This is a genomic window from Pseudodesulfovibrio sediminis (assembly GCF_020886695.1).
GTDB lineage: Bacteria > Desulfobacterota > Desulfovibrionia > Desulfovibrionales > Desulfovibrionaceae > Pseudodesulfovibrio > Pseudodesulfovibrio sediminis.
The window spans coordinates 87,916-114,331 of sequence record NZ_AP024485.1; the positions used below are offsets into that span (position 1 = coordinate 87,916).

A 26,416-nucleotide genomic window follows, 5' to 3' on the forward strand; every position below is an offset into this window, starting at 1 on the left:
ATGCAATGGGATGATTCATATGTTGAAAGGAAGGGGCTGGTTTTTAGGAATGTTTGCATTGCAGGCATGATAACAACTTGGATGTCCTACTGGGTTTCGATGAATATGGGTGTGGGCTTTTTGCAGGTCTTTGGTAAGATGGCGGTAGGGTGTTTTTTTCTTTGCTGTTCCTGGTTTTTCCTAAGAGAATCCAAAGGTCGATTATGGAAAGCGGTTTTTAGCTTCCAAATTGGTTATTGGATTCTTGTATATTGCCTTATCCAGGTTCTTGCCTGGGAGTCCCGGTATGGAGAGATACTTCCCATTCCTTCTCATCTAGGAGGCTTGAATATCTTTTTACTAGTTTTGCCTTTTTTTGCTTTCAGCGGTTTGTTCGCATGGAAAGAGCTAGATCATAGATTTTAATTAGGGAGACGAAAATTGGGGGGGGGTAACTAGTCGTGAGTGGTACAGCAAGTGGTACAACTGATGGATTGTCTTTTATGTATCTAGTTGAAATAAAATAAAAAAGAATCGTTCATTCGAATCCCTCCCTCTCCGCCATAGAATAGAATCACTTTACCTCATAAAGTGTCATAAGCCCTCGTAATGAGGGCTTTTTTGTTGCTTTTTTTAGGTTCATCCGGTCAGAGCGTACTTTGACTCATGAATCCCCATGATTCTGAGTTTGAAAAACTCTTTGTCCCAATAGCCATAAGCTTGTCGTTTCAGCGTCTTGATTTTGTTGTTTGTCCCTTCAATCAGCCCGGGTGAACCTTTTACTAGCTCTAAGAAAGGCTTTCCCAAGCATTGAAAGATGAGCATTAGCTAAATATGCAGTAAAAGGTCTTATGATCATTAATTAAGGGTCATTGCTTTGTAAAAAAATGGGGCAAATGATGTTTGGTGGTATAAAGAGTGGTATACAATAATTGTATTAATGTTGGATTTTCGAACCTCTTCCTCTCGGCCAGTTAAAAATTTATTTCAAGTGGTTGTACGCTTAGCGTGACTGTTATTTGCCCGGTTCTCAAAGCATATCCCCGCTGTAATGCGAGATTTATAAGTTTGGTCAAAGCTTGAGGCTCGTTGTCTTGCCTCGTTTTCTTCTTTTTCATTGATTTCTTACAACGATTCTTTTTTGTAAGGGAATTCCCGGACAGAGAAAGGCATGCATCTGGAGTATGTGTAATAGCTAAGTTTATAGAAGTGACTTTCGTTGAGTCTCTGAGAATGTTGTGCTGTTGAGTATAGACCGGAGGCCGTATGCCTACCAGATTTTTATTTTGTTTTCTGTTCGTTTGTCTCTTGACCGTTGGCCAGATGGCTGCACCGCTTGTGGCAAACGCCGTGTCGGGTGACCCGTACAATGAGGGCATGGCGGCATTTCAGGCTGGTGATTATGACAAGGCCTGCCCGTTGCTGAAACAGGCTTGCTCCACTCGACCGAACAACATTCAGCTTTTGCTCAATCTTGCAGTCTGCCAGTTCTACACCAAGAATTATGAAGGGGCGGTGGAATCCTATCACATACTGCACGCAATGCGACCAGACGATCAACGTGTGACCTTTGAACTTGGCAGGTCTTTAGCCGAGTGCGGTCGCTTTAAGGAATCGCGCAAGTATCTTTTAGAGGTTGAAAAAAGCAACCCGCCCAAGGAGTTGAGAAGCGGGCTCGATGGTATGCTCGATCGCCTGGATGATCTTGAGAGACGTACTCGGTTCGGCGCAACGTTCGAAGTGTCCGTGCTGAACGACGATAATGTGAATGTTGGTCCCAATGACGGGATCTTGGGCAACATCATCCTGGACCCGGATACCTATCCCAAGGCGTCCACGGGGGTCGGATATTCGGCCATGATCGGCGTGGAACAGAAACTCGACATGATTGGCGATTGGCGACTATCCGTAGGTTTGTCCCGTAACGAAGTCCGTTACTCCAGGTACACCGACTACAACGTGGGCGTGACCAACGTGTCGCTTCGGCTTAACCACAAGCTGGAACAAGGTTCCATCCAGGGCGCGCTCAACTATACGGATATCGAACAGGGCGAGATGAACTCCATCAACACCTTTGCCCCGTCCGTCATGTGGATGCACACCCTGGCACCTGACAAACAGCTCATTACCGATGCCAGCATCGAGTTTCGTGACAACCGCAAGAACCACGAGTCGGACAGTCATTATTATACGGCGGGAAGCTACCTGCGCTGGTTCTTTGGCGGCCAGAACCAGCACTACCTGCTCGGCGGCGGTCGAGTCTTCACCGAAAATGCCCGCGCCCCCCGCAACTCCAACGATGGGTATGAGGTCAAGCTGGCTCCGTCGTTCGGGTTGCCCAATCTGTTCCGGTTTGACCTGTCCGCAACTTTTGGCAAGACCGTTTACAACGCGCCTCCTGCGGCCGGAGTGGATAATGATCGCCGGGATCAGAAACACACGTTTTCAGGAACTCTCTCCCGACAACTCTGGGACAAGAACTCCAAGGCCACACTCAGTTTCATCCACACGCGAAACAAGTCCAACTATGTTCCGAACAGTTACTTCAAAAACACGGCGAAGTTTGCCTTGGGCTATAATTTTTAGCGGGCCTGAAACATATTCATAGGGCGCTCATCTTCGAGGAAAGCATTAAAGATCACTTTCAAGAGAGGGGAATCGGTATGAGGGAAAGAACATTTGCACTGTCTGTAATTGCGACGGTTCTGGCGTTGACGGTTTGTCTCACGGCCATTGGTTTTGCTGCGGCCCTGACGGTCGAGACGGCAAGAGAAGCGCGAGATAACGGAAAGACCGCCTTCGAACTATACGTATCCGGTTACTCGGTTGATCAACTCAAAGGAGCCGGATACGGACCGTCTGAAATGCTTTCCTTTGACCTGAAGATTCCCTTGGAAAAAATCGGGCAGGCCTTCAATGCGCGTGAGTTGAAGGATGCCGGTTGGGGACTCAGATTCATAGCCAAGGCGGGTTTTGATTTATCAGCCCTTTTTAATGCTGGCTTTCCTATGATGACGATTCTAGAGACCGTTCCGATTGCGACGCTCAAGGCGAATGGTTCTGATATGATTGTTGCGCTTACAGTCTTCGCAATGGGGAAAGGGCACCCCGGTTTGCAAACGTTGCGAACTGCAGGGTTCACTGACGACGACATCCGTGGGTACATGGCACTTGCTGCGAACGAGACGGACATTGTTGCCGGTATCATCTCCGGCTCCAGCCTCTCCGAATTGAATAGGCTGGGCGTCAACATGAAGACACTGTTTCGCTACGGCAAGGAGGCCCCTCTTTCTGAATACCTCTTGGCGGGGTATTCTTTGGCCGACTTCAAAGCGGCAGGCATCACTGCCGAGAAGTTGAGAAAGGATGGATTTCATCCTTCCGAGCTCAAGGCTGCCGGATATACTGCTTCGGAGCTGAGAGCTGCGGGAGTCAACTTGAATGACCTCAAGAGAACCGGTTTCTCTGCCAAAGAGCTGAAGGAAGCCGGTTTCCGGGTCAAGGATTTGGCCAAAGTCGGATTTTCCGTCGCTGAAATGACAGCGGCAGGCGTGACTCTTTCTGAAATGAAGGGCGGTTTCTCGACTGCCGAATTCAAGGCCGCGGGAATCACGCTGAAGGAACTTGTTGCCGCTGGGTTTACCCTTGACCAATTGAAAGATGGGTTCAGTCCCGAGGACTTCAAGAATGCGGGCTATGCACCGCAGGAGTTGGTTTCGCTTGGTTTTAGCGCTAAGCACTTGAAACGAGCCGGGTTTTCGGCTGCCGATATCAAAGCGCTTTTCCCTGCCGCTACATTGAAGAGTAGCGGGTACACCCTTCAGGAAATGCAGGAAGCTGGTTTTACCGCTGCCGAACTCAAGGGCAGCTATTCAGCGGCACAACTGAAAAATGCTGGGTATTCCCTTACCCAGTTGAACAAGGCCGGATTCTCCGTTGCGGCATTGAAAGCTGCGGGCTTTTCCGCTGTTGAACTCAAGGCACAGGGCTATGCGCCGTTGGAGCTTAAGGCCGCAGGTTTCTCCGCCAAACAGTTGAACAAGGCCGGATTCACGGCTGCTGAACTCAAGAGTCTCTTCGCCATCCGTGAACTCAAAAGAGGCGGATTTAGCACTCAACAGCTTAAAGAAGCCGGTTTTACTGCAACAGACCTAAAAAAGGCGCGATATTCACCTGAGCGTCTCAAGGCTGCGGGATTTACTGCGGATGAAATGGTCGAGGCCGGGTTCCATGCCCGAGAACTGAAAAAGGCGGGGTACGGCGCAGACGAGCTTTATACTGCCGGTATCACTCTGGAGGACTTGCATGCGGCGGGGTATACCGCCGGAGAGATGAGGGATGCAGGAGTCAAGTTGGTTGGCATGAAGAACCTGTTTTCGGATGCGCAGCTTAAGGAGGCAGGCTATACTGCAAAAGATTTCAAGGGATTGCGTTACACTCTTGAGCAAATGAAGAATCTTGGATTCACCGCCGCTGAGGTCAAGGAAGCCGGGTTCAGCGCTTGGAAAATCAAAAGCGCGGGATATACTGCGGCAGAAATGAAGGGCGTTTTTCCTCCAAGCACACTCAAAAGTCTCCGATTTACCGCCGCAGAAATGAAGGAAGCCGGGTTCACGGCAGCGGAGATGAAATCCGCTGGATTCCGGGTGCATGAATTGAAGGCAGCCGGATACACCCTGGCACAAATGATAAAAGCCAAATTCAAAACGGTTTCTTTGAAAGCTAACTTCACCGTGACGGAACTCAAAAATGCCGGATTCAGCGCGATGCAGCTGAAACGAGTCGGAATTAAGGCAAGGGCACTGTATAAGGCCGGGTATTCCATCCTTGATCTGAGAAAGGGAAGTTTCTTTATCAGTGACCTCAGGGATGAAGGGTTCACTGCAGCAGAACTGAAGGCAGGCGGAGTCGAATTGTCTCGCTTGAAGAATTACTACAGTCCTTCGGATCTTAAAGGCGCAGGGTTCACGCTTGCCGAACTCAAGGAGGTCTTTAAATTGCAGGCTCTCAAAGACCTCTACTCTCCGCAGGCTCTCCTGGATGCCGGGTATACCAGTGAAGAGCTGCTCGCCGTAGGGTTTTCGGAAATGGATGTCGCCGTTGCCGGTGGCAGAAACATGCCTGAATCGCCTCAGGAGGGCGACGGAGAAAGCAGTTCAGCAGGTGGCGGTACTGACGCTTCTCAACAGCCCCCCCTGGTTTGGCCTACCAGCTTTTCGCCCGTACCCGGACCAGCTGGTCCCGGCAACTTGCCCGGCGCGTACACAGCCGGCCCTGCTCTCAATCCCCCAGGCATTCCGTCCGTGGTTGAGCAGACCACTAACAATAACTCTGCCACTCAGGCTACTGGACCGGGAGCTACGGAAGTCGAACCAGATTGATGATGAGAAAGAACGAGTGATGTGGGAGCACTTATTGAAATGCTCCCGCATTTCGTTTGTTCTTCGAAAGAATCAAAACAGGTCAAATGTTCATATGTACTAGGCATGCCGGGGGCATTGCTCGAAATGGTTTATATGTGTGTCCGGAAATTCCCTTACAAATGCAAAAAAGTCGAAAATCCCCATAGGGTTGCAATAATCATTCAGTGCTCGTACAGTGGACAGCATTCATTCTTGCACGACAGATGGAGGCGGTTTGAAGCGTTTGACGGCCATCAATGCTCCCACGGGAAGGCGGCGCACTCGGCAGTATATTCTGGCGAGCCTGCTGTGCGTGGTTCTTGTGGTCGTTATGGCTTGTACGGGAGGATGCCTCCGGCAATCCAGCGTTCCCCCCAAGGCTGTAGCAGGTGTGTTGGATATTAGGGGAATCGATCTGGCCCAAAGCGGCCCTTTGTCTCTTCACGGAGAATGGGAGTTCTACTGGGATCGGTTGCTTACCCCGGCTGATTTTCTCGCCGAAGCCCCGGAGCCTTCGGGCATGTTCACCCTTCCGGGAACATGGAATCATGCCCCGGAAGAGTTGAATTTGAGTCGGACGGGGCAGGCGACCTATAGATTGCATCTGCTCACCAATCCGGGGGATGCACCTCTTGAAATCAGGTTGGTCGACATTCAGATGGCTTACAAGTTGTGGGCCAATGGGGTCGTTGTTGCCCACAGCGGCATAGTGGGGATTTCAGCAGAGGATGAAGCTCCGAAACGCTCACTGCGTATCGGGGAAATAGTCTCTCGTGACGGTAAAGTGGAGTTGGTACTCCAAGTCTCCAATCACCATTTCCGCGTCGGCGGTATCCCCGAAACGATTGTCGTCGGTCCGGTCGGAGCGTTGCAGGAGCAGCGAACGCAGGCATGGGCGCTGGCCCTATTCTTTGCCGGGAGCATTCTGGTCATCGGCGTCTACCATCTCACTCTCTATTTTGTTCGTCGTAGGGATGTTGCGCCGCTGTATTTCGGGCTGTATTGTCTGCTCACAATCGGCTATACCATCAATTCCAACACCTCCGGGTGGGTCATGACCATGCTGGTGCCGGATATCAATCCGGCGTTCATGGAGAACTTCGCTCTGTTGTGCTACATGGCCTGGCCTTCGGCCCGCTTTCGTTTTTTCAAGACGCTGTATCCCGAGGAATTTCACAAGACCATATATCGGCTGGGCGATGTACGGACTGTCGTTTTCATTGGCTTCATGCTCTTCGCCCCCGGTGTTTCCCTGTATTGGTATGTTCTCGGCTGCCTGGTGATGTCCCTGGTTTTTGGCCTATATAACATTCAGCGGCTGACGATTAGCGTTCGGCAGGGCCGCGCCGGAGCATGGTTGATGCTTACGGGTTGCACCATTCACATGGTGCTGGGTATCAATGATATTTTGGTACACGCCAATTGGCTCGACTCCTCCTACGTGGTGGAAATCGGCATGTTTATCTTCGCGTTGTGTCAGGCCGTTGCTCTGGCTCAGTACACTAACAGCGCCTTCCAGGCCGTAGCTCAGCTTTCCGGCGAGCTTGAAAACAAGAATCTGCGCTTGCAGGAAGAGATGGAAGAGCGGGACCGGCTGGAGCGGGAGGTCGTCAACATCAGTGAAGAGGAACGGCGGCGTATCAGTCATGAATTGCATGACGGGCTGTGCCAGAATTTGACCGGCGCGCGCTTGCGTGCGACAGCGTTGAAGAGACGACTCAAAGAGACCGATGGCGGTGAGGATATTGAGATGTTGTCAGCCTTGCTTGATGCATCCGTGAATGATGCATACAACACGTCGCATGGCCTGTGGCCGGTGGAGCACGACCCGGACATGCCCGGTCCTTCTCTGAGCGATCTGGCACGACGGGTGTCCAAAGCCTCCGGCATGAACGTCACGTTTGAGAAAAATCTGCGTTGCGTCCATTGCGACAACCCGCATGCAACCATGTTGTATCGCATCGCACAGGAAGCCCTGGCCAATGCGGTCAAGCATTCCCAGGCGAATAGTGTTTCCATGACATTGCGCTGTGAAGGCTCGCGTTGTCTTGTGCTGACGGTCTGTGACGATGGCATAGGGCGTGAGGCTGCATCGAAAATTGAAAATGAGCGAACAGGCGGAATCGGATTGGGGATTATGAACCACCGGGCACGAATTATTGGTGCAGAGCTACGCATTGAGGACGCGCAGGACTGCGGTACTGTGGTGACGTGTTCCATCGACTGCACTACGTCACCGGGCGGGGCTGAGAATTGGGGGGAGGGCGCATGACAGAGGTAAGTCAGCGTGTTCAGGTGTTGCTTGCGGACGACCATCCAGCGGTGCGTCAGGGGTTGACCATTCTTCTTGAGTCAGCGAATTACACCATAGCAAGAGAGGTTGGAAGCTGCGCAGAAGCCAAACTCTTCATCGAAACGGGCAGATTCCAGTTGGCAGTTCTCGATCTTTCAATGGAAGACGGCAGTGGGATTGATCTTCTGGCAGATTTGTCGGCAAATGGCATTGCGGTGCTAGTCTATTCAATGCATGAGGAACCGGAAACCATCAACCATGCCCTGCGGTGTGGCGCGCGGGGCTATGTTACCAAGCGGGAGGAACCAGAGGTGGTGCTGGATGGCGCAGAGGCGGTTCTTGATGGTGAGCGATTCATTAGTCCGCGCTGCACGCAAGTCCTGACAGAGAACAGCGGAAGGATTGAAGATGAGGTGCCGTTGTTTGTCCTCAGTGACAGGGAGAAAGATATTTTTGCGGCGATGGGGGCTGGGGAATCCAACATTGATATAGCCGAGAAAATGAATATAAGCCCCAGAACCGTGGAAACTTACATGTCCCGGATTGTCAACAAGCTGGGAGTCGAAAGCGTACCTGCATTACGGAAGCTCGCTATATATAAGGCAGTTATAGGAGTATGATTCTGTTGGTTAGCGTGTGTTCGCATACTTCTTTGGGTTTTGTGGAATCAGAAGTGGGATTTCAACGAACAGTCTGTTGATCAAGAGTGTTTATTTAATATTTTTTTGAGAAAACAGATGGTTAGTCTATTTGTGGCTCGTAAAGGCGTTGTGACTAGCCGGTGCGGGCCGTTATCAAGCTGACGACCTTGCCGGATAGTTGATCATCTATTTGGATTTTAGTTTTTCCAACGCTCGTTCCAATTCCCGAATACCGGCTTTGCGGGCAACTGCATTGAGTTTCTTCATGTCGACCTGGAGCTTCAAGCCGTCATCGTGATAATTGATGAAGCGGTCACCTTCTGCGAGGTGGTCGTACAGGCCGACTGCCGAATATGGCCGAACCTTGCGCCGTATTCCTTTGACCATGATTGGTTCTCGTTCTTCTGCTGCGATTATATCGCTGACCTGCGAAAACGTCTCGTAGGACATCAGTATGCCGCCGGGGTCGGCCTGGCCTTCCAGTCGTGCCGCGAGATTCACTTCACCGCCGATAATGGTGTAATCCATCCGCTCTTCTGAGCCGAAATTTCCCACAGTGCAATAGCCCGTATTGATGCCAACTCGCATTCTGAAGGGCTTTTCGTATCCTAGTCCTTTCCACTCATCTTCAAGTTCTTTCATGCGGTGTTGCATGGCTACAGCCATGCGAACGCACTGCATGGCATCCTCTTTGACACCCAGTGTTTTTGGATCACCAAAGAACATGAGCATGGCATCGCCGATAAACTTGTCGATGGTTGCACCGTACTCCATTGAAATTATGGACATTTCAGTGAAATATCTGTTGAGAAGGGCAGTAAGGTCTTCTGGTTGCAAATCCTCAGTTGTCTTGGTGAAATCCTTGATGTCGCTGAAGAAAATAGTGAGCTTTTTTCTCTCTGTTGTGAGTTGGACGTCCTTGTCTCCTGAAAAAATGGAATCGAAAACCTGAGGAGAAAGGTATTTTGAGAGTTTTTTTGAAAGCTCGGCCAACGCCTTGTTGTGTTCATCCAGCGCCTTGGCGGCAGCGTCGCGTTCGTCCTGTGCATTTTTCTGTTTTGTGATGTCTTGTCCTACGCAGAGCGCTCCAATAAGCTCGTTATCGTTCACGCCGTAGAGAGCTTTATTCGTCCAGTTGACCCAAACGCGACTACCGTCCTTAAGCATGTTTTCATTGGAGGAGTTTTCATACTTGTCAGGATCATGGGCTATTTTGAAAATTAATTCGCTGAGGTCTCTGCCAGAGGATTCCGTTTTGGGAACCAGGGTTCCCAAAATTCTTTTGCCGACAACCTCGTCCTCTGTGTATCCAAAGAATTTTTGAGCAAACTCATTGAAAAAAGTGATATTTCCTTCGATATCGAGCTTGAGAATGATGCTGCTCGCGTTCTCGACCAGTTCGCGATATTTGATTTCGCTTTCGCGTACCGTTTCTTCCATGCGCATCCGTTCCGTGATGTCTTCCTTGACTGCAACGAAATGCGTGATTTCCCCCGAGTCGTTGGAGATGGGCGCTATAATGGCACTTTCCCAATATTCTTCGCCGTTTTTACGGCAGTTAATCAGCGATCCTTTCCAGTGTTGTCCTTTGACGATAGTTCCCCAGAGTTCTTCATACACTGACAATGGAGTCTTGCCTGACTTGAGAATAGAGGGCTTTTGCCCAATAACATCTTCCAGAGAATACCCAGTGATGCTGGAAAAAGCCGGGTTGACGTATTCTATATCCCCCTCATTGTCAGTGATCATGACGGAAACCGGACTTTGTTCTACCACCTGCGAGAGTTTTTTAATGGATTCCTGCGCCTCCTGTTGCTCGGTCACATCTCGAATCGAGGCGATGACTTGTGTCCCTGCGTTGGTTTCAATCGGGTTGAGCTTTATGTCTACAATGATGTGTTCGCCACCGTGTATTATGGCTTTTGTAGCCAGTAATTGGACATTGACTGGAGATTGGAAATATTTTTTGACCCATTGTGAATGGGAAGGACGTATGGACTCCGGCACAAGTATTTCAATGGATTGACCGAGCAACTCTTCTTTTGAATACTTAAAGGTGGTCTCTGCTTGCGAGTTGGCGAAGGTAATGGTGCCTGATTGATCGATAATGATCAGCGCATCAGGAGTCCCTTCCAATATGGTCAGAATGCGCTTTTCACTTTCGCGCAATGCCTGTTCAGTCCTTTTGCGTTCAATAACTTCCTTTTCCAATTCTGTTTTTTTTGTCTCGATGTTTTGGAAGAGCTCTTCGCGGGTTGGGAGAGCAATCATCTGGCTCAATTCATCAATCAGTGTTTTGGAAACCCGGAAACTCCGGTTCGGGAAGAGTCTTGTTGCGCGGAAAGTGGATGATGGAAGATCCTCACCGGAAATGATGGAATCGAAAAAAACGCTTGTGGCCAATGTCGGCCGGGTCGGTTCATCGAAATCAAATTGAAATTTAAGGGCAAGTCGTTGGCCAACCGGCTCTATGCCTAGACGTATTTGAAGTGAATTATTTGCTATAAGGACAGGTCTGCATAGCTCGGAACAGATGGTGACAATCTTTGTCGCGTTGATGGTGTCAAAACCAAGTCGGGATGTTAAACGAAGGAGCTTCTTGCGCGCTTCGTTAAAAGTATCCAGGTTGTAGATTCTGATCTTGCCGAGGGAGGTCATTTTATCAACCTCACAATCAGACAGGAGGAATCGTCATCGCCCTTAGCAAAGGTATCCATTACACGCTGAGCAATCTCCTCGGCAGTGCCCGTCAGCAACCCCGGGCAATCGTGCTGTTCAAAATGTTCTTTTATCCCATCTGAATAGAGCATAACCACGTCCCTGCGACAGAGCTTTATGATTTGCTCTGACGGACGATTCATCATGTACCCAATGATCCCGTCTTTTGAGAGCACTCGGTTATACTCCGCTGCAAAGATTCTTGTGGTAATGTTACCGACTCCGGCAAAAGAGAGCGTGCCGGTCTTCAAATCAATACAGCCGATGGCCGCCACACCACCTCGAGTCCCTCGTAAATATTCATGCAGGTCTTCAAGGATATCGGCTGGGGACTCTTGATGGTGGTGTGTCAAATACTCCTGGGCCTGCACTGCCACCTCATGCGCTTCCGGGCCATGACCGAGTATATCAATCAGTGCGAAAAAACAGGTCTTTTTATCGACATGAATGAAACCAATGTCCCCGCATGTGTCTATTGATTCCTCTAGCGATCTCATCATCAAATGGCAGTCGACTTTAAGCATCGCAGTCTCTCCATTTGCGAGCGACGCATTGAGTTCCACTTCCGGAGCGTGATTCTATATATAATTCGTCCATAATTCTTTTTACACCCGGAAGTCCCAGGCCAAGACTGTCGCCTGTACTGAAATGTTCCTGCATTGCTTTTTCAACGTTTTTGATTCCCGGTCCCGAATCAATTGCCATTACTTCAAAACCGTCGCGTTCTTCATTCCTGATGAATCTGACTGTTAATTCTCCTCTTCCGGCGTACTTGATCATATTGGTGGCCAACTCGGAAACTGCGGTGGCAATAAGGTACTGGTCCGTCTCCTCAAAGCCAATGGCGGCAGCCATATGGCGGGCTGCGCCAATGGCTGCTCCCGCATCTGAAATGTCGACCAATTCAATTCGGGATTCGTCAACTATCTCGTTCTGTCTCAATCTCATCATTTCTTTCTACTGATTCTTCTTCATTTTCTGTTTCGTCTCTCTGGTCGTCGTTTTCGGTTTCAAGTTCTTCCATCTCTTCGTCCTCTATGGCTTCACACTCCGGGAGTGGGGGCTTGAGGATATTCATGGCGTCTTCCATTTCTCGTGCCGCTTCAATGTCGTCGAACTCAACGCCAAGGTCTATCAAGGCGGAAACCACGCCTGGCTGGAAACCGACAAAGATCGTCTTGGCCCCCATTATGGTCACTGTGCGTGATGTGTCTTTCAGTAAATGGAAACTGACAGAATCGATCACCTCAATTGCCGAGACGTCGAGAAGCACCCCACGCACGGAATGCGCGTGAACTGTTTGTAATATCTCCCTGCGTAACGTTTGGAAAGTGGCATCATCGAAGTTCTCCGGCGCTTGCACCAAAAGAACCCCTTCGATGATGTTCATGGTTGAGCTGGAAGCTCTTATAGTCTGCTGCATGGCAGCCATATCCTTTGCTCAAGTGAATCAAATTGAATTATTTAGTTTTTTTGACTTCAAGACTCATGAGCGTAAAGGCGTCTCCCAATGCATCGCGCAATGTGGAATTGGTGGCCACATCGCCCAGATCAATACCCAGATGCACAAGGCTTTCGGCAACGGCCGGAGACATGCCCGAGATGATACAGCGGCATCCCATGAGCTTCGTCGCCTTGGTGATCTTGATGAGGTGGTTGGCGACGGCAGTATCTACTGCGGCAACGCCTTGTATATCCAGAATTATGGTCTTGGCTGAGGTTTCCTTGATCTTGAGCAACATGGTGTTCATCATCTGCTTGGCGCGCAGGGAGTCGACAACACCAAGAACTGGCAGGACCACTATGCCGTCCCAGAGGCTGATGGCCGGGGTGGAGATTTCCTGGATGGTTCGACTCTGTTCACGAAGCCGTTTTTCATCTCGTACGCGTTCAGTGATATCTATGGCGTACTCCAAGCCGCCGATGAGTTCGCCGTTGTCATCAAAAAGCGGGGCGGCTGTATACTCGATGGGGGTCAGGCGACCGTCAATATTGATCTCGTTTCGCGCGGTACACGTTTTACCGGTTTCCCTTGCCAACTGCATGCGACATTCCGGCGTTTCGCAGTGATGGGATTGCATCAGCGTATAACAGTGAGAGCCAAGGATATCGTCGAGTTCCATTCCAAGCAGATCCTGACCCGGTTTGTTCATGAAAATGATTTCCATGTCATTATTCACGGCAAAGACTGGAGTGGGGAGCTGGTTGAGAACCTGAGTGGCAAGGTCTACATTCATTTTTTGTGCTGAAATTTTCTTTTTGTCTGTCATTTGAGAGCCCCCTCACAGAGTTTTGTTTATGTTGCGAGTTGAAATATACACCAATGAATGAAGTCGTCATTCTGCCTTTGATATGGGAAAAAGCAGGTCGGACCACCGAGAATATTAAACGGTTTATATTTTTATGGCAACACGTTGGTTGTTTTTTTATGATGATCATAGTGGGGATGGCCTATCTCCCAAATCTGTTCGCAATAGAGTTGGATGTGCGGGCAGAAAAGCCTGTTGGCGGATGAAGCCGTATGGATGGCGTGTATCACCTTCCACCAAAGACCAAAGGCTTCTCTCAAACGAGAGAAGCCTTTGGTCTTTGGTGGAAGGAAGGAGGGGGGCAGTCTGGGAATGTTGAAGAGTTTTGATCGGACGGGTTAATCCTGTTGTACTTTTTTATTCGTATAGACAAACAGGATCGTGGGTTCGGCACCGTATTCATCGTCAGCCATGAATCCTAGGCCGAGGAGCCATGACATGGTGAGCTTTGCTTCATCTTCTGAGGCCGTCTCATAGCGAATAAGTTGCCGGTTGCTGGTGTCGTCGCGGTCGGAGCCTTCCTCTTCAATGCCGACGTACCAATCTTCGTATATGCCGCCGTGGTGATTGATGTGGCGCATCGCCTGCTCAACCACGGTCTTGTTGACTCCGGGTTCGATTGTACTGCTCATGTGTATTGTCTCTTGGGTGTTTTTTCCAACCTGTTTTGCAGGGAGGAGCGTGGACACAGCTGTTAGATTTATTGTCCCAGAGGGCCAAGCAACTCGATGATCTTGTCGGTGTTCACAGGGATGAACTTCTGGTGGAACTCTTCCTGTTCGCGACAAAACAGGCGCTCGCTTTCCACTGGCTTGTAGAGAATCATTTCCTGGTCGTCTTGCGTATTGGTGGCGTTGGTCACGGTGTCCAGCGTGATATAGAGATTACCGTTTTTCTTGTTCCTGAATAAAGCCATCTGAGCCCTCCGTATACTGCTTGTTGTGCCTTTTGGATAAGGCAAGCAGTATGTAGCGTATTGGTCGAACTCTCCGCAAGGGGCTTTCTGACGCTCACGCGACTTCGGTGTGATCCCGTTCGATATTCGCCGTATGTTTGGATACTGTGTCGAGTTATTCAAAAAGCAAATATACTTCATATGCAAATATGAGTAAATCAATTGGTCTCTTGATAGCCCCTGGTGTAGTTCCTTGTGCAATGTGTGAGGGATGAGGTGCGGTTGCAGTCAAGGGGGTTGGCTGTGATGTTGCGACCTTGAAGAACAGGAGGGGCCATTGTGATGTCGTGCATTGCCGTGAGATTGCGGCCAGGGCAGGACTTGCTGTGTGAACTGGAACGATTTGTCCGTGAGCAATCCATCGAGGCTGCGTGTGTGCTGACCTGTGTGGGGAGTTTGACCACGGCGGTTCTACGGTATGCCAATCAGGAGAATGCTATCGTGCTGGAAGGGCACTACGAGATTGTCTCTCTGACAGGCGTGCTGTCACATCATGGTTCCCATTGTCATATTGCGCTGTCCGATTCGCAGGGGCGAACCGTGGGAGCGCATGTTCTTGAAGGCTGCAAGATCTACACGACCGCAGAGATTGTGCTGGGGGTATGTCCTGATGTCCGTTTTGTGCGGAGGTACGATTCAGAGACAGGATATCCCGAGCTTGAAATCGAATCTGCAACTTGTGAAGAGGAGTAGGATGATGGGTTTATCAGACCGGTTGAAGAGTGGATTTTCGACGTTTACGCTGGTGTTTATTGCTGTCGCTATTGTTATCAACATAGCCGTCGGCCAATTGGTGTCACTTCTCAAGCTTCCGATTTTTCTTGATTCAATCGGCACCATCCTCGTTGGTGTGCTCGCCGGTCCATGGGCTGGAGCCATTACCGGTTTACTGACCAACCTGATTTGGGGTTTGATCAGTTCACCTGTTGCGGCCGCTTTTGCCCCTGTTGCCATGGTTATCGGTTTCATGGCCGGTATCTGTGCTCGCTACGGCCTGTTCAAGACATGGTGGCTGGCTCTCGTTGCCGGTGTCGTCATCACTGTGTTCAACGCTGTGGTCGCGGTTCCCATTCGGTTGTATATGTTTGGCGGCATTACCGGGAGTGGGGCGGATTTCGTGACTTCCTACATGCTCGCTCTGGGCCGCGACCTGTTCGGCTCCGTCGTGATAACTGTGTTTACGTCGAACCTGTTGGACAAGGTTGTCTCGGCATTGCTGGTATGGGGATTGATCAAGGCGCTTCCCGGCCGTACCACCTCGCGGCTTTCCCGGTCCGAAGCAACCCTTTCCTAATTGCTCAGGACCCTTGAATATTCCAGAACAGTCCACGACTCTCCATGTACATGGCGAGTCGTGGACACATCGTCTTCATCCGCTTAACAAGCTGGCGTATATTCTGCTGGTCGGGGTTGGGGTGTATCTTCTGCCCAAGGGGTGGATGATCGCTTGTCTGCTGATTGTCTGCAACCTCGTTCTGGCCATGATGAGCGGTGTGCTTGGACCGTTGTGGAAGATTCTGTGGCGGACCATGCTGCCGTTGCTGCTGTTCATGATTCCCATTCATGGATTGCTGAATCCTGACAATGTGACTCCTGTTTTTACCTACCATTCCATTTCGTTGTACGCAGAAGGGTTGCGTTTTGCGGCGGTTGTCTTGGTACGGCTGGCAGCGGTGATTACCGCCTCATTGTTGTTTGTTCTCTGTACGCATCCTGCGGACTGTATTACTGCGGCCACGCAGGCAGGATGTTCGCCATCAGTCGCCTATTTGCTGGGCAGTCCGCTGTTGATACTCCCTGCAATGCGTGCCCGGGCAGGCGTTATCCAGTCCGCTCAACGGGCGCGGGGCCTGGACTCCGAAGGACATTTTTTCAAGCGGATGAAGGCGTTGAAGCCGCTGGTAGCCCCGTTCGTACTGGGGGCGCTCGTTGAAATCGAACAGCGGGCCATTGCCCTTGAGGTCCGTGGGTTCAATTCACGCACTGTTGCGACATCATGGCGCGTTCTTGTTGATTCAAAGGGGCAGAAGGGGGCTCGCTGGGCCATGCTGTTAATGGTGGTGGGAATCATAGTTTGGAGAATAGTGGGCTGAAGCATGGCAACATTGACACTTGATGATGTGACCTACGCCTATCCAGGAACGCAGAGTGCGGCGTTGAACGGGATTTCTGCCCGTATCGAACACGGAGAATGTGTGGCCCTGATCGGGGCTAATGACGCGGGAAAATCCACATTGTGCTATGCGTTGACCGGAGTTGTTCCGCACCTCTTTAACGGGCGTCTGAGCGGGGATATTCTCAAGAATGACGAGCGTCTCAGTGAGCTGAGCGTGGCAGAAATAGCCTGTGATGTGGGGCTTGTCATGCAGATACCCGCGAACCAGTTTTCCAATGTCCGCTTTACGGTTTTTGAAGAAGTCGCGTTTAGTTTGGAGAATCGTGGCGTTGAGCGGGAAGCCATTTGGGAACGTGTGATGCGCGTGCTTGCGCTTACCGGGTTGACTGAGTTGGCAGAGCGGTCGCCCCAGCAGCTTTCCGGGGGGCAACAACAACGAGTGGTGTTGGCGTCCATGCTGGTGGGAGAACCGGATGTATTGGTTCTGGATGAGCCGACCACGTTTTTAGATCCCCGCGGAACACGAGAGGTGTTCGAGATCCTCGACCGCTTGCGGAGCCAGGGTAAAACCATTGTGATCGCGGAACAGAAACTGGATATGGTCGCCCGATATGCAGACAGGGTACTGGCGCTGCACCAAGGGAAACTGGTTCTGGACGGGCCACCATGTGAAGTCCTCGTTGATCCCATGATACGTGAGATCGGACTTGACTGGACGCGGTACACGCAGGTCGCGGCTTTGGCCGTGGAGCATGATCGATGGAAGGCAGGGCAGGCCTTGGCAACCACATTCTCCGAGGTTGTCTCGGGGCTGAAGGTCGATTGATGGTGAGGCAATGTTGCTGGAAATAAAAGATATCTGTTTTGGCTACACCGAAGATGTTGCTGTGCTGCACAATGTCTCGGTGACCATAAAGCGCGGTGAACGAGTAGCCCTTGTCGGACACAATGGCTCCGGGAAAAGCACCCTGGCAAAACATCTGAACGGTTTGTTGCGGCCCTCTCAGGGAGAGGTGTGTCTTGATGGGGCGCCTATCAGTGATTTGAAGGTCGCTCAGATTGCGGGGATGGTTTCATTGTTGTTTCAGAACCCGGACGATCAGATCTGCAAGCAGTCTGTGTGGGATGAGATCGCGTTCGGTCCACGGAATCTTGGCTTTGATCCAAAGCGCGTGCAAAAGCTCGTTCAGGAATCAGTGGCGGCCTTTGAGCTTGGTCCGGTGCAGGAGATGAATCCACATGATCTCGGATTCAGTCGACGCAAACGACTGGCCCTGGCCTCGGTTGTTGCAATGGATGCGTCGGTGGTTGTTCTGGATGAACCGACTGCGGGCCTTGATCCTTCCGAGATCGTTCTTCTGGAAGCCGTGCTCAATCGACTGCAATGTGATGGGAAAACCGTGTTGATCATCAGCCACGATATGGACTTTATCGCCGAGAATATTGAGCGCGTAATCTGTATGGAGAGTGGCAACATCTGTTTTGACGGTCTGGTGGGTTGCTTGTTTGAAGATCACGCACTGCTTGATCGGTGTGGTCTGGAACTTCCCCAGGTTGTCAGGCTCTGTCAGCAGTATACCATACAGCCCCATGCGTTGACCCCGGAGGGGGTGATTCTTGATTTGATAAATTCGTAGCAGTGCCGGTGTTTATTCTTTGAGTTCTTTATTGCCGTGTAAAAACAGGAAACGCCATTGTCTTAGCTGTTAATGCACAAATTAATGATGCAAAGTCCCGTAAAATTATATTTGATTTGCTGAATATTGTAATTCAGGTCTGTATGATAGGAAGTGTATTGATTTGGTGTTGTCCGGTGAATTGAAGGAATATGGAAGGCATACGCTAAAAGACCCCGCTCCTCTTGATTGAAGAGCGGGGTGTTTATTCGAGGCGTTATCTCCGAACCTTCAGATAATGGTGTCAATGACCGCACCCTTGGCGTGAGCACCAAGGACACTGGTCTGGAAGTCATAACTTTGGGCCATACCGGTTTTGTCGTCCGATGAAGACCCGGGATTCATGTAGTCCAAGGTTTTGGATACGAGTGAGGCTTCGGCGGATGCTTGGTCCACCGGAGCCGGACTCGAACCACTGCCGGAATTGTTCATGTAGTCCAGGGTCTTGGAAACCACAGCTGCGCCAAATGTCTCTTGATCAAAAGGCGAGGAGCCTCCAAGACCGCTCAGTGCCATGGTCATAAGTCTACCCTCCCTAGCCGTCAGGGCGGAAATAACGCCTATCAGCCATATCGGTTATTCCCTCAAGAACTTTAGGGGGGAGGGAAATTTGCACTTGTACACGAATTAGGCGTATAATGGCTATGGTCCGGGAGGTAGTATGCAGATCGAAAGTATGTATCTCATCATTGCCATTATCGTCAGTCTTGTTGTCGGAATAATGCTCTATCTGTGGCAGCGGCCGCGACTGTCCATCCCATACATACTCGTGGCAGTGGGTGGCGCTATCTTGTCGCTCTATTACATATTAAATGTTCTATTCGGATCAGGCAGAACCGGGTGGCCTTGATCAAGTAAGGCATTGGCGAAGAATATGAACGAAATCGGTATCTTGATTGTTTCCGTTGTTGCTACCATTTCCGTGGCGGGGGTGCTGGCCTGGAAACTCAAAAAAAACTGTCTTCCATGACTTCTCATGTATGGAGCCATCGGCACAGGTGTCGCCGTATTCTCTCTGTTGAAACATTTCCTGGGTTAATCCTTTTCCCAGTTTTTTACTTCATCCCATAAGGCATTCATTGCATCCAGGTTCATCTCCGAAAGGACCAGGCCCCGCATTTCTGCCAATTCCTCCATTTTGCCGAAGCGGCCAAGGAATTTCTGGTTGGCGAAAGCCAGGGCTGAATTGGCTTTGATGCCTTTTCGCCTGCCAAGTTCCACCAGGGTAAAGAGATAATCGCCGAATTCCTTTTCGGACGCATCCTTGTCCCCGTCAGCCATGGCGTTCTGCCATTCCTGCCACTCACTTTTGAGTTGTCCTTCCACTGCGGCGTCACTGTCCCAGGTGAATTTGTTGCGGGCGGCCTTGGAGTTGATGCGATATGCCTTCAGCAGGGGGGGGAGGCCCTTGGGCAGAGAGTCATAGACTTGTTTTCGTCCGGTCTTTTTGTTCTCTTCGCGCTTGGTTTTCTCCCAATTGTCCCAGATTGCTTCATTGTCGATGAATGTCTTGTCGCCAAAAACATGGGGGTGACGGCGGATCATCTTGGCCGCACTGTATTTGAGCGAGTCTGTCAGGGAGTGCGCGCCGTCCCGCTCGTAGAGTCGGGCAATAAACAGGATGATGAACAGAGCGTCGCCCAGTTCCTCCATGGCTTCGCGGGCGTCGTTGTTGCGGATTCCCTCGATGAGTTCAAACGCCTCTTCGACAAGATAGTCGCACATGGAGTGGGGTGTTTGTTCGCGGTCCCACGGACAACCATCCGGGGCAAGCAGGGCGTCAATGACATCGAGAAGGTCCTGAACGGCGGTTCCGGGGGCGTCACTATTCGTATCGCACATGGCGAACTCCATGAATGGTTGGATTATATGAAAACAGTCTAGTTGGTTGTGTCGTTCTTGATGCCGAGCGCATCCTTGGCGGTTTTGAATGCGTCAGTGGCGGAAGGCAGGTCGATATATTCGTCCAGGGCATCCACCAAATGTTGTGCCTGGGGTGCCAGGAACGACTCCTTCAGGATCTCGGCCTTGGGAGCAAAGGTCTGGAGAAACATGAGGACCATCAAACAGATGAGCACCCCCTCGGCAAGGCCGAAAAAGCCTCCTGCGGTCCGGTCGACCCAGCCCAGCAGAGATATTTCGAGCATTGAGCGGATAACCTTGGCCAGGATCCAGAAAATGATCAATGTGCCGAAGAAGATGAGGGAGTATGACAATACGCTGACGGTGGTCATGTTGTCGATATACAACTGCAGGTGTGGTGCGACCAGATCATCGAAGTTGGCCGCCAGGAAGGTGGCCAGAACAATGGCTATCAATGACAGGACTTCCTGAACCAGACCGCGGAAAAAGCCTCTGACAAGGAACAGTGTGACAATGCAGATGAGAATGATATCCAGAAAATTCATGCAAATGCGTCCTTATACATTGTTATAGATCTCCTCTAGAAAGAGGCACTAGCAAACTGAGGGGCAAATGTGAACATGGTAGGCCCCTTTTTTTGTACTGAACCGTAAAAAAACGTCTCGGGCTTGTGTCTGTAGCGGAACTCGGATACATGAACTCAAATCGCCTGTGCATTAATGAAGGAGAATTGAATGCAGGTCCATAAGACTGGTTTTCCCGGCCTTCTTGTTTTGGTCCCCAACGTCTTTCAGGATGAGCGTGGTTTTTTTCTGGAAAGTTATAATCGCGATTCGTTTTTGAAGCTTGGCATTCAATGTGAATTTGTTCAGGATAATCATGCCTATTCCAAGGATATAGGCGTGCTCAGGGGATTTCATTTCCAAACACCGCCCGCAGAGCAGGCCAAGCTTGTCTGGGTGACGAGAGGAGCGGTTCTGGATGTGGTAGTGGATTTGCGGAAGGGGTCTCCTACCTATGGGAAATGTCATCATGTTATTCTGAGTGCGGCTAACTTCAAACGCATGATTGTCCCTCGTGGTTTTGGGCATGGGTATGTCACCATCATGCCGGACACCGAGTTTCAATATAAGGTTGATGGGCCATATTCTCCTGAACATGAAGGCGGTATCGCCTGGGATGACCCGGACATTGCCATGGACTGGTCGTCAGCCCTTCAAGGTCGTTCCCCTATATTGTCAGAAAAAGATAGACGGCTTCCCAAGCTGGCTGATTTTGATTCTCCTTTTATCTACGAGGTCTAATACATATGTCCACAGCCGATCTGAACAAGGACGGTTTTGTAGAGGAGTGCCATGCCATTATTCTGGCAGGCGGGTCTGGTACCCGGTTGTGGCCTCTCTCACGAAATCTGCTACCCAAGCAGCTTTTGGTTCTTGGAGGCAAGACGACTTTGCTCCAGCAAACCGTGAGCCGTGTGCTGGAGGCATTCGAGCCATCAAAGATATGGGTTATCACCAATGAAGAGCATGTCTTCGAGGTGCGGAAGCAGGTGGCTGTCATCGACCCGGCCATAGAAGCACAGGTTCTGGCCGAACCCGTAGGTCGCAACACCTTGCCGGCTATCATGCTTGGCCTGGACAAGGTTGTGGAAGCCAATCCCAAGGCCCTGGCCGCCGTGTTCCCGTCCGACCATCTGGTCAGGGATACCGAGGCGTGGGTGAACGATCTGGTTCGCGGGGCCAAGCTGGCCGCCCAGGAGCAGTTTGTCACCTTTGGTGTGGGGCCGAGCAAGCCCGAGACCGGGTATGGATACATCACGTTGGGCGAGGAGTTGGGAGACGGTGCCTACGCCGTGGACGGATTTGTTGAAAAGCCCGATTACGCCAGAGCAGAAAAATTCCTTCGTGAAGGCAGCCATTTCTGGAACAGTGGGATGTTTCTTTTCAGTGCCAAGAAATTTTTGACACAGGTTGCCAAGTGCGAACCGGTGTTGTGGGAGTGGTGGATGGCACGGGATGAAGTGCCGTTGCTGCAAGGGTATCGGGAGATACCGGATATTTCCGTTGATTACGGGGTGGTCGAGAAAATTGACAACATCGCCGTGATCAAGGCCGGGTTTGACTGGGATGACCTCGGGAGCTGGGAAGCCATGTATCGCCTTGGCGACAAGGACGAAAACGGCAACGTTATCCAAGGGGACGTGCTGGCCATGGATTGCACCAACTCACTGCTTATCAGTGAGGGGGGCAAGCTGGCTGCAGTCGGTTTGTCCGACATGATAATGGTTCAGACTCGTGATGCCACCCTGAGTTGTCCCATGGAACAGGTTCAGTCCGTGCGTGATGTGGTTGATACCCTGAAGGCCGAAGGCAGTCAGTTGGTGGAGAGTCACCCCACGGTGTATCGTCCATGGGGTAATTACACTGTTCTGGAAGAAGGTGCGCATTATAAAATCAAGCGCATTCAGGTTGTTCCGGGGGCGCGTCTGAGTTCCCAGATGCATCATCACAGAAGTGAGCATTGGGTGGTTGTGGACGGTACTGCCGAGGTGGAAGTTGACAATACTCCCATAGTTTTGGTGGAGAACCAGTCCGTTGATATTCCCAAGGCATCACAGCATCGTTTGGCCAATCCCGGAAAGGTGCCGCTCAATATTATTGAGATTCAGAGCGGCCCGTATTTGGAGGAGGATGACATCGTCAGATTCGATGATGTCTATGGAAGGGTGAAGAATTAACGTCAATTGCGATTTTGGAGGATAGCTGTTTGGATTCGTTGTTGATTTCTTGCACTGTGAGTTCGTGAATTTTTTCATATTCTCTTGACAGGAAATCGATAGTCGCCTTATGGGAACAGAGTTCAATTGGTGTGAATTTCACATTAACTTTAGAGTGATGGGGCAAAGGTTATGGAGGAAAGAAAAGCATCGAAACGGTGTGGAGGGGTTCTCCCCTTTATCATCGGCTTCCTGGCCACGTGTGTGTTGGGCTGGGCAGTGCTTCCGGGTTTGTTCTTCGAAAAGGTCGAACAACCCGTGTGGTTCAGCCACGCCATTCATGTGGACGGCGAGGGTATGGATTGCGAAAGTTGTCACTATTTCCGGGATGACGGTTCGTATGCCGGTTTCCCGACCAACGAAGTGTGTGCGGAATGTCACGCGGTTGATCCTGAAGAAGCAATGGAAGCCATTGCCGAAGAAGGCATCGACCCATCTGATTATGACGCTATCATGAAGGCTGAAATCGGAGCTATCGAAGACAATTTGGCGTCTTCGGATGACGACAAGCGGAACGCTGAGCGCGAGTATGTCGTCAAGTATCTCATCCAGGGTAAAGAAGTTCCCTGGCTGAATTATCAGTTCCAGCCTGACAACGTGTACTTCTCTCACAAGGCTCACGCAAATCTCGATATTGCCGAGTTGGCCGAGATGAAGAAAGAGTTGTCCAGTGTTGTCGACCCCGCAGTGTTTGAGGGCGAAGCCCCTGAACAGAACTGTAACTTGTGTCACCTCAAGGATATCCACACGAACGATGTGCCTCCGGCATTCGAGGAGAATATCCTGTCTGGCTACAGCAAGATGACCATGAAGATGTGGAAGTGTGAACGGTGCCACGCCCTTAAGGGCCAGCCGAACGCCTGCTACACCTGTCACAAGTAAAGGGGTACTGAGAAATGAGCGTAGCACGCAGAGCTTTTATTCAGATGAGTGTGGGTGCCACCGTCGGTATTTTGTTTACGCCGACGGTCTGGACAGCCCTTGATGATGTATCCATCTGGACGCAGAACTGGCCTTGGATTCCCAAGTTGAAATACGGGGAAGTCAAAGGCGTACCGACTGTATCCAAGATGTGTGAATCCGGCTGTGCCGTGAAGGTCCGCACTGTTGCGGGTGAGCCTTTCGGCGTGGAAGGTAACGTGGACAATCCTCTTTCCGGCGGTGGTGTTTGCCCCCTGTGCGCCAATGGCGTTCAGGTCAAGAACAGCCCCACCCGGATCAAGGCCCCCATGTTGAATGGTGAAGAAATCACCTGGGAGAAGGCGACGGAAGTCGTGGCCGAAAAACTGGAAGCCGCTGGCAGCAAGGTCGCTGTCGTCTCCGGCGATCAGACCGGTACGATCAACGAAGTCTTTTCCGCACTGCTGGCAGACAAAGGCTCTGATGCCTTTTATACCATGCCGTGTGAAATGCAGGCTGCCGACAAGGCATGGACCCTCATGGGTGGTTCCGGACAGGTCGGGTACGATCTGGAAGGCGCAGACATGGTTTTGTTGGCTGGTGCCGACGCCCTGGAATCCTGGGGCCCGACCGTTGCCAACCTCAAGGCTTTCGCTGCAAACGAATCCGGCAAGTTCATCTTTGCCGGTCCCATGCAGACCAAGACCGCTTCAGTGACTGACAAATGGGTGCCTGTTTCCGCAGAGGGCATGGCTGCATTCACCTTGGGTGTTGCATACTATGTCCTCCAGGCCGGGAAAAGCGCACCTGTCGCAGACTTTGCTGCGTTTAAGTCCATGGTTATGAGCGAATACAGCCCGGCCAAGGTTGAAGCCGTCACTGGCGTCAAGACCGGTATCATGGCTGATGTTGCCAAACAGTTGCTGGCTGCCAGCAACCCTGTGGTTGTGCCCGGTGGCTCTGTTGCAGCACACGGTGCAGCGTTTGCGTTGAACCTGCTGCTCGGCGGGGCCATGACTGCAGTGCCTGAATTCGGCAAGGCCGTTTCCACTGCAATGACCCGGAGCGAGATGTTGAAAGCGGACATTCTGGAAGGCGTTTCCGCCGACCTGCTGTTCGTGTACGAGGCCAACCCTGCCTATGCTCTTCCCGAGCAGGTCAAGGGAGCTTTCACCGTTGCTTTCGACTCGGTCGCAACCGAGACCACGGCGGCAGCAGATTTGGTTCTGCCGACTCTGCATCCCTATGAGCGTATGGATGACCTGGCAAGCCCTTACGGCGTAGCCAAGGCTACCTATGCTCTGGGCGCACCGGTCTCCAAGCCCAGCGTCAAGGCCGGTTGCGCAGGAACCTTCCTGCTCGGTCTGGCTGACATCGGTTTCGAAACCTTCGAAGAAGTGCTTGAAGCCAAGGTTGAAGCCGTTGGTGCAGATATGGATGAACTTAAGGAAGGCGCAGCCTATGTGGTCGCGGGCGAGTCCCCGGTCGCTACAAGCATGGCCGCCAACGTGATTGGCAAAGCCGCTGTTCCCGTCAAGGGCAATGGCGCTGTCGGTCTGGCTCCGTATACTCTGCTCAATGTGGGTACCGCCAACCAGGCGACTACTCCCAATGCTCCGGCCACCATCAGCAACAACCAGTTGGTTGGCGATCATATGGTCGTGATGATGAATGGTGCCACAGCCAAACAGCTTGGCGTGAGCGTTGGCTCCAAGGTCAAGCTCTCCGGCGGTAATGGCGAGTGTGAAGCCCTGGTTCAGCTCTTTGAAGGCGTCCTGACAGGCGTCGTGGCCGCGCCTCTGGGCATGGGTCACACCGTCGGCGACGAGTTCTCGAAGGGGAAGGGCGATAATGTCTACAAGATTCTCACGGTGAGCTCCGAGGCTGCCGCTGGCGCCTCCACATGGGCCGGTTCCACTGTGAATGTCGCCAAAATCTAAGGGGAACCGACATGCAAATAAAAGAATTCAAAATCAAATGGGGCATGGTCATTGATATTGATAAATGCACCGGCTGCGGCGCCTGTATGGTTGGCTGCCAGGTGGAAAACAATATCGCTCCCATGACCAAGAATGACCCTTATAACTATGTTCAGGCTCTGACCAAGGATCGCGACGAAGCATCCAACAAGCTCAAGACCCTGACCTGGATGAACGTGTACGAACTGTCCAACGGCCAGGCATTCCCGGATCACGAGACTGCCTATCTGCCGAGGCCCTGCATGCAGTGCGGTAACCCCGCATGTGTGCCTGTCTGCCCGGTTATCGCCACGGACAAGAATGAAGAGGGCGGCATCGTCTCTCAGATCTACCCCCGTTGTATCGGCTGTAGATACTGTATGGCTGCATGCCCCTACCACGCTCGTTACTTCAACTGGTGGGATCCGCTCTGGCCCGAAGGCATGGACAAGGGATTGTCTCCCTCCGTGTCCGTCCGTCCTCGTGGTGTGGTTGAGAAGTGTAACTTCTGTCACTCCCGTTACCTGGACGCCAAGAATGAAGCCCGTCAGAATGACGAGGATCCGATGAATCTGGCTGATGGCGCGTACAACACCGCCTGTGCCGAGATTTGTCCCACCAAGGCCATCACTTTCGGTGATCTCAACAATCCCGAACACGCAGTGCATGACCTCGCCAAAGGCCCCAACGCATTCCGCCTGCTGGAGAAGCTTGGCCTGGCACCTCAGGTCTACTACACCAGTGAACGTGAATGGGTCCGCAAGCAGGGTGATAACTACAACGCAGACGGCGGTGGCCATGGTGCTCCGTCCAACTCGCACGGTTAG

At 51.4% G+C, this 26,416-nt stretch carries 26 protein-coding genes and 1 pseudogene; 16 read left to right on the forward strand and 11 right to left on the reverse strand.

The genetic code is table 11. From position 1 onward, the window contains the following. Entirely contained in the window at positions 1-405 is a 405-nt protein-coding gene (locus tag SRBAKS_RS00445; protein WP_229592489.1) for a hypothetical protein, read from the forward strand. Between the two features lie 213 nt (positions 406-618). On the opposite strand, the pseudogene SRBAKS_RS00450 reads toward SRBAKS_RS00445, so the two are convergent. Continuing rightward, a pseudogene (locus SRBAKS_RS00450) lies at positions 619-753 on the reverse strand (transposase); the annotation flags it as partial. Between the two features lie 492 nt (positions 754-1,245). Here SRBAKS_RS00450 and SRBAKS_RS00455 point away from each other — a divergent pair. The 4 genes from SRBAKS_RS00455 to SRBAKS_RS00470 all read left to right on the forward strand — a co-directional run bounded on the left by SRBAKS_RS00455 (position 1,246) and on the right by SRBAKS_RS00470 (position 8,294). Continuing rightward, positions 1,246-2,565 (forward strand): surface lipoprotein assembly modifier, encoded by a 1,320-nt coding sequence (locus SRBAKS_RS00455; RefSeq protein WP_229592493.1) that lies wholly within the window; start codon positions 1,246-1,248, stop codon positions 2,563-2,565. A gap of 77 nt (positions 2,566-2,642) precedes the next feature. Continuing rightward, positions 2,643-5,360 carry a pentapeptide repeat-containing protein gene (locus SRBAKS_RS00460; RefSeq protein ID WP_229592495.1) on the forward strand — a complete coding sequence of 906 codons (2,718 nt, stop codon included), beginning with the start codon at positions 2,643-2,645 and terminating at the stop codon, positions 5,358-5,360. Between the two features lie 256 nt (positions 5,361-5,616). After that, positions 5,617-7,653 carry a sensor histidine kinase gene (locus tag SRBAKS_RS00465; protein ID WP_229592497.1) on the forward strand — a complete coding sequence of 679 codons (2,037 nt, stop codon included), beginning with the start codon at positions 5,617-5,619 and terminating at the stop codon, positions 7,651-7,653. Continuing rightward, a complete protein-coding gene (locus SRBAKS_RS00470; protein ID WP_229592500.1) occupies positions 7,650-8,294 on the forward strand; it encodes a response regulator transcription factor in 645 nt (214 codons plus the stop codon). Before SRBAKS_RS00465 ends, SRBAKS_RS00470 begins: the two co-directional genes overlap by 4 nt. Before the next feature lie 207 nt (positions 8,295-8,501). On the opposite strand, the gene SRBAKS_RS00475 is transcribed toward SRBAKS_RS00470, so the two are convergent. The 7 genes from SRBAKS_RS00475 to SRBAKS_RS00505 form a co-directional block, all read right to left on the reverse strand. Beyond that, positions 8,502-10,973, reverse strand: coding sequence for a PAS domain S-box protein (locus tag SRBAKS_RS00475; protein ID WP_229592502.1), 2,472 nt, complete (start codon positions 10,971-10,973; stop codon positions 8,502-8,504). Then, positions 10,970-11,557: a SpoIIE family protein phosphatase gene (locus tag SRBAKS_RS00480; protein ID WP_229592504.1), complete on the reverse strand. Its 588-nt coding sequence runs from the start codon at positions 11,555-11,557 to the stop codon at positions 10,970-10,972. Before SRBAKS_RS00480 ends, SRBAKS_RS00475 begins: the two co-directional genes overlap by 4 nt. Further along, positions 11,550-11,984, reverse strand: a complete 435-nt coding sequence (locus tag SRBAKS_RS00485) for an anti-sigma regulatory factor (RefSeq protein ID WP_229592506.1) — start codon at positions 11,982-11,984, stop codon at positions 11,550-11,552. Before SRBAKS_RS00485 ends, SRBAKS_RS00480 begins: the two co-directional genes overlap by 8 nt. After that, a complete protein-coding gene (locus SRBAKS_RS00490) occupies positions 11,953-12,456 on the reverse strand; it encodes an STAS domain-containing protein (protein ID WP_229592508.1) in 504 nt (167 codons plus the stop codon). The genes SRBAKS_RS00485 and SRBAKS_RS00490 overlap by 32 nt, the downstream gene beginning before the upstream one ends. Positions 12,457-12,493: 37 nt before the next feature. Next, positions 12,494-13,303, reverse strand: a complete 810-nt coding sequence (locus SRBAKS_RS00495; RefSeq protein WP_229592510.1) for a PAS domain-containing protein — start codon at positions 13,301-13,303, stop codon at positions 12,494-12,496. A gap of 377 nt (positions 13,304-13,680) precedes the next feature. Further along, positions 13,681-13,974 (reverse strand): hypothetical protein, encoded by a 294-nt coding sequence (locus SRBAKS_RS00500; RefSeq protein ID WP_229592512.1) that lies wholly within the window; start codon positions 13,972-13,974, stop codon positions 13,681-13,683. 68 nt (positions 13,975-14,042) lie between these two features. Beyond that, on the reverse strand, positions 14,043-14,258 hold the full coding sequence (locus SRBAKS_RS00505) for a hypothetical protein (protein WP_229592514.1): 216 nt from the start codon (positions 14,256-14,258) through the stop codon (positions 14,043-14,045). A 321-nt stretch (positions 14,259-14,579) separates the two neighbouring features. On the opposite strand from SRBAKS_RS00505, the gene SRBAKS_RS00510 reads away from it, so the two are divergent. The 5 genes from SRBAKS_RS00510 to SRBAKS_RS00530 are packed head-to-tail and all read left to right on the forward strand — an operon-like array spanning position 14,580 to position 18,050. Further along, positions 14,580-14,990, forward strand: coding sequence for a PPC domain-containing DNA-binding protein (locus SRBAKS_RS00510; RefSeq protein ID WP_229597027.1), 411 nt, complete (start codon positions 14,580-14,582; stop codon positions 14,988-14,990). A gap of 1 nt (position 14,991) precedes the next feature. After that, positions 14,992-15,591, forward strand: a complete 600-nt coding sequence (locus tag SRBAKS_RS00515) for an ECF transporter S component (protein WP_229592516.1) — start codon at positions 14,992-14,994, stop codon at positions 15,589-15,591. Positions 15,592-15,604: 13 nt separating this feature from the next. Beyond that, positions 15,605-16,390, forward strand: a complete 786-nt coding sequence (locus SRBAKS_RS00520) for an energy-coupling factor transporter transmembrane component T family protein (RefSeq protein WP_229592518.1) — start codon at positions 15,605-15,607, stop codon at positions 16,388-16,390. A gap of 3 nt (positions 16,391-16,393) precedes the next feature. Beyond that, entirely contained in the window at positions 16,394-17,239 is an 846-nt protein-coding gene (locus tag SRBAKS_RS00525; RefSeq protein WP_229592520.1) for an energy-coupling factor ABC transporter ATP-binding protein, read from the forward strand. Positions 17,240-17,249: 10 nt separating this feature from the next. Beyond that, complete coding sequence (locus SRBAKS_RS00530) at positions 17,250-18,050, forward strand: energy-coupling factor ABC transporter ATP-binding protein (RefSeq protein ID WP_229592522.1); 801 nt, start codon at positions 17,250-17,252, stop codon at positions 18,048-18,050. Positions 18,051-18,320: 270 nt separating this feature from the next. Here the strand turns inward: SRBAKS_RS00530 and SRBAKS_RS00535 are convergent, their stop codons facing one another. Further along, entirely contained in the window at positions 18,321-18,611 is a 291-nt protein-coding gene (locus tag SRBAKS_RS00535) for a hypothetical protein (RefSeq protein WP_229592524.1), read from the reverse strand. Positions 18,612-18,750: 139 nt separating this feature from the next. Here SRBAKS_RS00535 and SRBAKS_RS00540 point away from each other — a divergent pair, with 139 nt between their 5' ends. After that, the gene (locus tag SRBAKS_RS00540; protein WP_229592526.1) at positions 18,751-18,939 is read left to right on the forward strand and encodes a hypothetical protein; all 189 of its coding nucleotides are present in this window, start codon (positions 18,751-18,753) and stop codon (positions 18,937-18,939) included. 185 nt (positions 18,940-19,124) lie between these two features. On the opposite strand, the gene mazG is transcribed toward SRBAKS_RS00540, so the two are convergent. Both mazG and SRBAKS_RS00550 read right to left on the reverse strand, forming a co-directional pair. Next, positions 19,125-19,931, reverse strand: a complete 807-nt coding sequence (gene mazG / locus SRBAKS_RS00545; protein ID WP_229592528.1) for a nucleoside triphosphate pyrophosphohydrolase — start codon at positions 19,929-19,931, stop codon at positions 19,125-19,127. 38 nt (positions 19,932-19,969) lie between these two features. Continuing rightward, positions 19,970-20,497 carry a CvpA family protein gene (locus SRBAKS_RS00550; protein ID WP_229592530.1) on the reverse strand — a complete coding sequence of 176 codons (528 nt, stop codon included), beginning with the start codon at positions 20,495-20,497 and terminating at the stop codon, positions 19,970-19,972. A 189-nt stretch (positions 20,498-20,686) separates the two neighbouring features. Between SRBAKS_RS00550 and rfbC the strand changes: the two genes are divergently transcribed. From rfbC to qrcC, 5 genes are all read left to right on the forward strand, one after another. Beyond that, positions 20,687-21,256, forward strand: a complete 570-nt coding sequence (gene rfbC / locus SRBAKS_RS00555) for a dTDP-4-dehydrorhamnose 3,5-epimerase (RefSeq protein ID WP_229592532.1) — start codon at positions 20,687-20,689, stop codon at positions 21,254-21,256. A 5-nt stretch (positions 21,257-21,261) separates the two neighbouring features. Beyond that, positions 21,262-22,692, forward strand: coding sequence for a mannose-1-phosphate guanylyltransferase/mannose-6-phosphate isomerase (locus tag SRBAKS_RS00560; RefSeq protein WP_229592534.1), 1,431 nt, complete (start codon positions 21,262-21,264; stop codon positions 22,690-22,692). Between the two features lie 171 nt (positions 22,693-22,863). After that, positions 22,864-23,613: a cytochrome c3 family protein gene (locus SRBAKS_RS00565; protein WP_229592536.1), complete on the forward strand. Its 750-nt coding sequence runs from the start codon at positions 22,864-22,866 to the stop codon at positions 23,611-23,613. Positions 23,614-23,627: 14 nt separating this feature from the next. Next, a complete protein-coding gene (gene qrcB / locus SRBAKS_RS00570) occupies positions 23,628-25,571 on the forward strand; it encodes a menaquinone reductase molybdopterin-binding-like subunit QrcB (protein WP_229592538.1) in 1,944 nt (647 codons plus the stop codon). 11 nt (positions 25,572-25,582) lie between these two features. Further along, on the forward strand, positions 25,583-26,416 hold the full coding sequence (qrcC, locus tag SRBAKS_RS00575) for a menaquinone reductase iron-sulfur cluster-binding subunit QrcC (RefSeq protein ID WP_229592540.1): 834 nt from the start codon (positions 25,583-25,585) through the stop codon (positions 26,414-26,416).